At 32.8% G+C, this 8,654-nt stretch carries 8 protein-coding genes; all 8 read left to right on the top strand.

Features of this window, described 5'->3' with window-relative positions:
* Window positions 1–500, top strand: a 500-nt coding sequence (locus ENO17_09430; GenBank protein HER25255.1) for a DUF255 domain-containing protein, incomplete at its 5' end; no start/stop codon positions are given.
* 131 nt (window positions 501–631) lie between these two features.
* Window positions 632–1,600, top strand: coding sequence for an ExsB family protein (locus tag ENO17_09425; GenBank protein HER25254.1), 969 nt, complete (start codon window positions 632–634; stop codon window positions 1,598–1,600).
* 86 nt (window positions 1,601–1,686) lie between these two features.
* Window positions 1,687–2,232 carry a hypothetical protein gene (locus ENO17_09420; protein HER25253.1) on the top strand — a complete coding sequence of 182 codons (546 nt, stop codon included), beginning with the start codon at window positions 1,687–1,689 and terminating at the stop codon, window positions 2,230–2,232.
* Between the two features lie 309 nt (window positions 2,233–2,541).
* A complete protein-coding gene (locus ENO17_09415; GenBank protein HER25252.1) occupies window positions 2,542–3,093 on the top strand; it encodes a periplasmic heavy metal sensor in 552 nt (183 codons plus the stop codon).
* Window positions 3,094–3,184: 91 nt separating this feature from the next.
* Window positions 3,185–4,639, top strand: coding sequence for a Do family serine endopeptidase (locus ENO17_09410; GenBank protein ID HER25251.1), 1,455 nt, complete (start codon window positions 3,185–3,187; stop codon window positions 4,637–4,639).
* 149 nt (window positions 4,640–4,788) lie between these two features.
* Window positions 4,789–6,486, top strand: a complete 1,698-nt coding sequence (locus ENO17_09405; GenBank protein HER25250.1) for a PAS domain S-box protein — start codon at window positions 4,789–4,791, stop codon at window positions 6,484–6,486.
* Window positions 6,487–6,488: 2 nt separating this feature from the next.
* The gene (locus ENO17_09400; protein ID HER25249.1) at window positions 6,489–7,817 is read left to right on the top strand and encodes a sigma-54-dependent Fis family transcriptional regulator; all 1,329 of its coding nucleotides are present in this window, start codon (window positions 6,489–6,491) and stop codon (window positions 7,815–7,817) included.
* A 202-nt stretch (window positions 7,818–8,019) separates the two neighbouring features.
* On the top strand, window positions 8,020–8,547 hold the full coding sequence (locus tag ENO17_09395) for an ECF transporter S component (GenBank protein HER25248.1): 528 nt from the start codon (window positions 8,020–8,022) through the stop codon (window positions 8,545–8,547).
* Window positions 8,548–8,654: the final 107 nt, after the last annotated feature.

Here is an 8,654-nt window from a genome sequence, read left to right as displayed (position 1 = left end):
TAGTTATAATATTCTTTTTCGGACTAAAATCGTGTTTCAAAGTAGAGCAACAGAAAACAGAAGCAGTAGAGCTATCTCAACCCTCGGTTCTTAATTGGTTATCTTATAATGAAGGATTGGCTCTGGCTGAAAAAGAAAACAAATATATTTTGATTGATTTTTACACTGATTGGTGTGGTTATTGTAAAAAAATGGATAAGGAAACTTATTCCAAGGAAGAAGTAAAAAAATTCTTAAATAATAATTTTGTGGTAGTAAAGGTAAATGCTGAGTCGGATAATAAGGTAATTGAAAATGGAAAAGAGATTACCGAAAGAGATTTGGCTAAATTATATCAGGTTACTGGTTATCCCACTACCTGGTTTTTGGAAAGTAATCATGAACGCATAGCTCCTTTACCGGGTTATGTAACTACCGAGCAATTCGTTCCAGTATTAAGTTACATCGGCGAAGGGTGGTATAAAAGCATGTCTTTTAAAGAATATTCAGAAAAAATATAATTGATAGCTTATTAATTATGGGTAGTTTTAGTCAAGATTAAAGGCCAAGGGATTATAATGGTATTTATGATTTACCTTGACCTTTTTTTGTAAGTAAAATAAGTAAAACAAAAAAATATTTGGTTGGGACAATGGTTAACATAAAAAATGAAGTTGATAATATATTAGAAGAGATCAGGAGAACCAGCCCAAGAGAAGAGATTGTGATAGCTTTTTCTGGGGGATTAGATAGCACCATAGTTTCTGCTTTAGCTATCAAAGCTTTAGGAAAAGAAAAGGTCGAAGCAATTAGCGTTAGTTTTGAAGAATATAGTTATAGTAAAGGCATGAAAAATATTCAAGATATTAGCAAGGCGTTAGATTTACCGCTAAAAATTATTCTGGGAAGGAGAGAACAGGAGAGAGTTTTAAAGAAGGGACCGGCATGTAATAAATGTACCCGGATAGCTAAATTGGGGAAAGTAAAAAAAGAAGCATCAGGAAGATTGGTGCTGACTGGCTCAAACCAAAGTGATACTTGGGGCAAGAGGGGCATAAAACTATATGGTGGTTTTTATGCTCCCCTTTTAAAGTTAAACAAGGAGGAAATTCGAAAAATTGCTGATTTTTTAAATTTAAATATTTTACAGATAGGGGAAAATAAGTTTAGAGAAGGTTGTAAATTAAAGCATTTACTTAAACCTTTAGCCACTCCTCGTTATCATGGTAAGGCAGCAGCGGAAGCTAATGAATTACTATTAAGTATTTTAAAGGAGGAGAAGTATGGATCTATTTTAGCCAACGTGAAAATTATTGGTCCTTTAAACAAGAATATGGGATTAGTAAATGTATCCCCTTTGCCTGGAAAAAAATTAAAAGAGAAAATTATAGAAGAATTAAAAAAAGTGAAAGTCATAGAGAAAGTTGAATTTTTAGATAAGCCAATTAAACTCATTGTTAAGGCCAATAAGGGACAATTTAACCATCAACATTCTCGATATTGGTTAGAAAAGGGGAGATTACAGCCTGATTTTTCTGTTCCCTTAGAATTGGAATGGTTATTGACTACCAATAAGAATTTGTCTACTTTTCAGGTTATTGATTATCAAATAGCCGGATAGTATAATAAATATATATCTCGTATCGCGCATCTTATCTAATACAAAATGAACAATTAAAAAAATAATTCAAGGAGGAAAGTAAGAAAATGTCTGATCAAAATTTGTCTGAGTTTGATATTCAGGAAGCAATAAAGGATGTAACAAATCTAATGGGAGTGGCAGCCCGTACAGCACCAAAGGCTGCAGGTAAAGACTTTGTAGTGGTTAAAGCAATTTACGGAGAAGATGTATTCAAGTTAGCCAAAGAAATGATCAGTTATGGCGAAGAAAGTGGCAAGAAAAATTTCGATCGTGATGGAGCCAATGTTAAAAGTTCCCTGGCTGTTTTACTTATAGGAATAACAAATGCCACCTCGCTGGGTTTGAATTGTGGTGCCTGTGGGTATGAGCGATGTACTGACCGTATTTCCCATAAGAGAAATGAATTTAACGGACCTCAATGTGCTTTTAGAGTCTTAGATATGGGAATTGCTATTGGCTCAGCGGTTAAAACTGCCGGAATGATGAATGTAGATAATCGGATAATGTACCGTGCAGGAGTAGTAGCCAAAAAAATAGGTTTAATAGATGCCGATTTTGTAATGGGTATACCCTTATCAGTAACAGGTAAAAGTATCTACTTTGACCGATAAATTTAATTAACACTGGACATAATAAGAAAGTTAATGGTAATTTTTTGGGAAAAAATTGCACAGTGTTTTTATGGAAAAGTGAGAAAAATTAGTTCTTTTTGATAAAAACGACTATTGAAAATAAGAATAATATTAAAAAGATTTACACCGTAATATTTAAGTAAAGTTTCTAAAACAATTTATTTGCCTCATATTTCAGAAATTATTTTTCAAATATAAAAAAATTTAAAAGTAATTCTTAAAAATTGGCACAGTAATTGCTTCTATTTATTGGTTAGGAAATAAAAAATAAAAAGGAGGTGAATAAAGATGAAAAAGAAACTGGTTATCCTGACCCTGATTATTGCAATAACCGTGGTGTTTTTGAGTCTTACTCAATCTATTTATGCTCAAGAAAATAAATCCCCAATTACACAGAAGCTGCTACCGCATAAAAGTGGTGAATTTAGAGAAACGATGAATAAAGGACTAAACTGTAACTCTAATATGATGAAGATGCAAGAGTTTATCAAATCGTTAAATCTATCTGAAGAACAGGTAACAGAAATTAAGAGAATTTCCATTGATTTTCAAAAAAATATCCTTGAACTTAGGAATAATCTTCAGGTAAAAGAGCTAGAGGTTAAGGAATTATTGTTACAGCCACTTATTGATATGACAAAAATGAAAGAAAAGTTTGAAGAAATTGCTGAGTTACAGGTTGAAATCAAGGTTAAAACAATTGAAAGGTATTTAGAGATTAAAGAATTGTTAACTCCTGATCAACAAGCTAAATTACCTTTAGGCGTTCCTTCCCAAATATTTGCTCGCCAAAATATGGGTATGGGTAGGAGTAGAATGATAAAAAGTTATTGTTGGTAAATAGAAAATAATAAAAAATAAATTTAAATAGAGAGGGTAATAAATGTTTTCCTCTCCTCAACTAAATTTTATAACGAGGTGTAAATACAAAATGATAAAAATGAATTTAATAAAAAGAAATAGAAACTTTATTATAGTCACCACCTTAGTCGTTCTTCTTTGTATAAGCTGGGTAGGTAGCGCGGGTGCAGAAACCGAGCAAACTAATTCTTATTTGTCTCTCGAAGCTTTTAGTAATAGTATTGCTGATATTGCTGAAGCAGTTGGACCGGCGGTAGTGAATATAGATACGGTGAGGATGGTAACAACACAGTTTCCCTCTTTTCAAGATCCTATATTTGAGAGATTTTTTGGGCAGGAATTTGAAGAATTTAGAAAGGCAATTCCCCAAAAAGGCACAGGTTCAGGATTTATCATCAATCAAGATGGATATGTACTCACTAACGAACATGTCGTGCGTAAAGCAGATAAGATAAAAGTTACTCTTTCTGATGGCAGGGAATTTGATGGAGAAGTGATAGGTTCAGATGTAACTTCGGATATGGCTATTGTAAAGATAAAAGCAGATCATTTGCCTATGGTAGCTTTGGGTGATTCAGATAAACTAAGAGTAGGAGAAATTGTAGTTGCTATCGGTAATCCTTACGGGCTTCAACAGACTGTAACTATGGGCGTGGTTAGCGCTAAAGGCCGTTCTATTCCTGCAGGTACAGAAGGACATGTATATAAAGATTTTATTCAAACCGATGCAGCTATCAATCCTGGAAACAGTGGTGGTCCATTACTCAATATAAAAGGAGAAGTTGTGGGTATAAATACTGCCATTATTCCCTACGCTCAGGGAATCGGATTTGCTATTCCTATTAGCATAGCCAAGAAAAATATCGATGATCTAATTAATTTAGGTAAAGTAAGAAGGTCATGGTTAGGTGTATATATTCAAGAAGTTACTCCGGAAATTGCTAAACAATTTAACTTAACAGAAGCGAAAGGTGTTTTAGTGGGAGATGTGATTAAAAATAGTCCTGCAGAAGAAGTCGGAATGAAAACAGGTGATATTATCAAAAAAGTCAATAATGAAGAGGTAAACTCCCCGGAAGAACTTCAAAATAAAATAGGCAATATAAAAATTGGTGAGAAAGCAGATATTGAAATTGTACGGAATGGTGAAGTAATTTCCTTTATAGTAAAAATAGGTGAGATGCCTACTGTGGATGAAGAAGGTAATAGCTCTCCTAAGGAAAAGATATTTTCAGTACAAACTGGATTAAAAGTGGAGTCGGTTACTACGCAAATTGCTAAGGAAATGGGATTGCCCTGGGTAAAAGGTTTGGTAGTTACTGAAGTGGTCCCGGGAAGTTCGGCGGATGATATGGGTTTACAACAAGGGGATATAGTTTTAGAGGCAAACCGAACAGAGGTATCTTCTATTGGGGAATGGGAAAAAGTAATCAACAAATTAGAACCAGGAGACACATTACTTTTATTGGTCTTTCGTAATCAACATACTTATTATGTGCCGATAAAAGTAGAAAAAATTGACTGAGTAATAGGTATCTGAGGAAAAGAGTTAGGACGAAGGCGAAATAAACAAAAAAGCTGGGATATGTTTTGCCACTATTCCAGCTTTTTAAAATTAATTTCGAAAAATGATAACTTATCAGAAATATTGAAAGAATAAGATGGTCTATAAAATTGAAAAAAGATAAAAATAATAAACTATCAAATCCTCTTCGAGAAAAAAATATTGTTTTTGCTTTAATTATTATTTTACTTCTTACCTTATTGCTGGGATTTATGACTTATAAAGAAGTGCAAAGAGAAAGATATTATTTATGGGAATTAGCTCGCTCGGAAGGATTAAATATTGCTTTTTCTATCCAAACTCTTAGTCCACGGTTTATATTAAATGAGAACGCCTTAAAAGAGATTTTAGTGCTTTTAAAAAAAGAAGGGGTAAGCTACATAGATATTTGTAACGATAAAGGGGTAATTTTGATTAGCACCGAAGAAGAAAGATGGCAAAATATCATAAAAATTTCTAACCCAAGTAAAATTAATTTTATAAATACTAAAGATAAAAAAGGCAATAGAATACTTCAAGTAATAAAACCATTTAATCTTAATAATAATTCCCAGTTAGATATTTGGGAAATATTACCTATCAGAAATAGTTATTTAGTAGTTGGAGTAAACTTAGAAGGATATTATAATCGCTTGAGTCAGACTAGAAAAAGAATCATTTTAAACTACAGCATTATAATGGCTCTGGTATTATTTGGGATTTATGTAATTTTTAAATTACAAGGGAACTATATTGTAAAAAGGACTTTGAACGAAATGAAAGTATATACTTCGAAATTATTAGAGACGATGGATAATGCGGTAATTTCGGTAGATATTAAAGGTAATATTAAAACTTTCAATGTTAAGAGTGAAGAAATTTTTGATAAAAAAAGGGAAGAAGTATTAAACAAAGATTGCCAGAAAGTTTTGAATTTAAATATTTTAGGGGAATCCATCTTTAAAAAGTGCCTTCTGGAGAAAAAAAATATTTCTCAGGAAATGATTTTAGAAGAAAAAGGTATAAAGAAAAAAACATTAGACCTAAACGCCTCATTTTTAACAGATGAATCCGGAGAAATAACCGGTGTAGTAGCCGTAATAAGAGATATAACTGAAATCAAGGATTTAAATGAAGAGGTGGCACGTCATAAAAGATTAGCTGCTTTGGGAAAATTATCTGCAGGTATAGCGCACGAAATTAGGAATCCTTTAAGCTCAATTAGAGGATTAGCTCAATTTGTGTATAATTCATTCTCTCAGGCTGATGAAAGAAAAGAAGACTTAAATACCATTATTCAAGAAGTAGATAGGTTGAATACATTAGTAGTTCAGGTTTTGGATTTTGCAAAACTAAAAAAACCAAATCTAATTCCTTTTTCTTTAAATGATTTGATAGGAAAGATGACTGAATTATTTCAATTAGAGATAAAAGATAAACAGATTAAATTTAATTTGGAACTTTCCCCGGATATTTCTCAAATTCATGCTGATGAAGATCAGGTAAGGCAGATTTTTATGAATATAATTATTAATGCTATTCAAGCTATCCAAGTAAAAGGAGAAATCAAAATTAAAACCGAAAAAACTCTGTTAAGGGGAGAGCCGGTTATAAGATTAACGATTGAAGATAGTGGAGATGGTATTCCGGAAAAAGATCTTTCTCAAATATTTGATCCCTTCTTTAGTACCAAAGAAAAGGGTTCCGGATTAGGTCTTTCTATTGTATATAAACTGATAGAAGCTCATCAAGGGGAAATTAAAGTGGAGTCTAAAGAAGGGGAAGGGACAAAGTTTATTATCTTTCTACCTCAAAAAGGAGGGAAGTAATTTTGCGAAAAATATTAGTAATCGACGATGAACAAAATATAAGAAAAATGCTAAACCGGGTATTATCGCCTGAGGGATTTATAGTAAAAGAAGCTGATAATGGCCTGGAAGCTTTAAAGAGAATACAGGAAGAAAATTACAGCTTAGCATTATTAGATCTTAAGATGCCCGGACTAAATGGTATTGACACTTTAAAAAAAATAAGAGAGTACGATATAAATTTTCCAATAATCATGATGTCTGCTTATGGTAGCATACTAGAAGCGGTAGAAGCAATGAAATTAGGGGCTTTGGATTATTTAATAAAACCATTCGATATTGAAGAGCTAAAAATTATAATTGATAGAGCAATTAAACAATATGAATTAGAGGTAGAAAATATTTACTATAAAGAGGAAGAGAAGAAGAGATTCAACTTTGATGAAATTATAGGAAAAAGCCAGTCTATAAATAAAGTCTTAGAGATGGTGAAAAACGTATCTCCTACTACTGCTACTGTGCTTATTTCCGGGGAAAGTGGAACCGGAAAAGAATTGATAGCTCGAGCAATACACAAAAATAGTTTACGCAAAAATAGCCCTTTTGTAGTGGTAAATTGTGCGGCTTTCTCTTTAAACCTTTTAGAGAGCGAACTCTTCGGACATGAAAAAGGTTCTTTTACCGGGGCAATTGTCAAGAGGATAGGTCGTTTTGAAATGGCAAACGGAGGTACTATCTTTTTAGATGAAATAGGAGAGATAGATCCCTCCATACAAACAAAATTACTTCGGATCTTACAGGAAAGGGAGTTTGAAAGAGTAGGAAGTTCAAAGAGTATCAAGGTTGATGTGAGGATATTATCTGCTACTAATAAAAATTTAAAAAAAGAAGTAGAAGAAAAAAGATTTCGAGAGGATTTATTCTATCGACTCAATGTATTTAGCGTAGATGTTCCTCCTTTAAGAGAAAGAAAAGAGGATATTCCTTTAATTGTGGAGTATCTTATCGGCAAATATAATAAAATATTAAATAAGCGGGTAGAAAAAGTTTCTTCGAGTGCTATGGAATTACTGATGGATTATCATTATCCCGGTAATATAAGAGAGCTGGAAAATATTATTGAGCGGAGTATGATTATGGCAAGAAATGAAATAATCGATGAGAAATATTTTAGTTTTATTAAAACCGAAAGAAAATTTCAAAAGAAGGGAACTTTAAAAGATATAGAAAAAGAAGTAATTATTAAGTATTTAATTCAGAATAATAAAAATCGCACCAAAACAGCGGAGATTTTAGGAATAAGTCGAAGAAGTCTACAAAATAAAATCAAAGAATACCAAATAAATTTGTAAGTTAAAAGTTTTCCAAGGGTACCCGGTATTTTTGGGAAATTTTTGGCTTGACATATTTATTAAAGTATCTTAGACTATGTGTAAAGGACAAACCTTCCCCTTAAAAAGCTTATATCTTTTAAGAGAGTAAGACCGCGGGCAAATAAAATTACTAGTATTTCGTCTAGTATCTTATATAAGGAACTAGAACGGAGGTGAAAAAATGAATAGAGATTCTGCTTTATCAGGATTCAAACTTACCACTCGGCAATTAGCTATTTCTGGCATGCTGGGCGCAATTGCCATCATTTTGGGAGTCACCAGGTTAGGATTTATCCCTGTTCCTACTCCTGCCGGTCATGCAACTATTATGCACATTCCAGCTATTTTAGGCGGAATATTAGAAGGTCCTATAGTTGGTGCATTAGTCGGATTAATTTTCGGAGTTTATAGTTTTCTAAATGCCACTAACCCGATGTTTGCTGATCCCCTTATCGCTATTTTACCCAGAATATTTATCGGAGTAGCAGCTTATTATTCCTATAAATATTTTTGGAAGAACAGCGCCATTGCTGCAGCATTAGGAACGCTTACCAACACTCTCGGAGTTTTGGGATTAGCTACTCTAAGAGGATATCTTCCGATAAAAGTAAGCGCTAGTATTGCATTGATTCATGGTACTCCGGAAGTGGTAGTCGCTACCTTGTTGATATTTGTATTAGTCAAAGCTTTAAAACGAGCTGGTTATTAAAAAAATTGTAGAGTAGAGGAGCAGAAAAAAAGTTTTCTAAATTAACTGAGAACAGAAAGATAGGATAACACTTTAGCAGGAAGAACAAAAAATATATAATTCTATGG

The organism is Candidatus Atribacteria bacterium (assembly GCA_011056645.1).
Classification (GTDB): Bacteria; Atribacterota; Phoenicimicrobiia; order Phoenicimicrobiales; family Phoenicimicrobiaceae; genus Sediminicultor; species Sediminicultor quartus.
The sequence above is the reverse complement of the archived record's forward strand: the minus strand, read 5'-3'. Positions and strand labels throughout refer to the sequence as shown.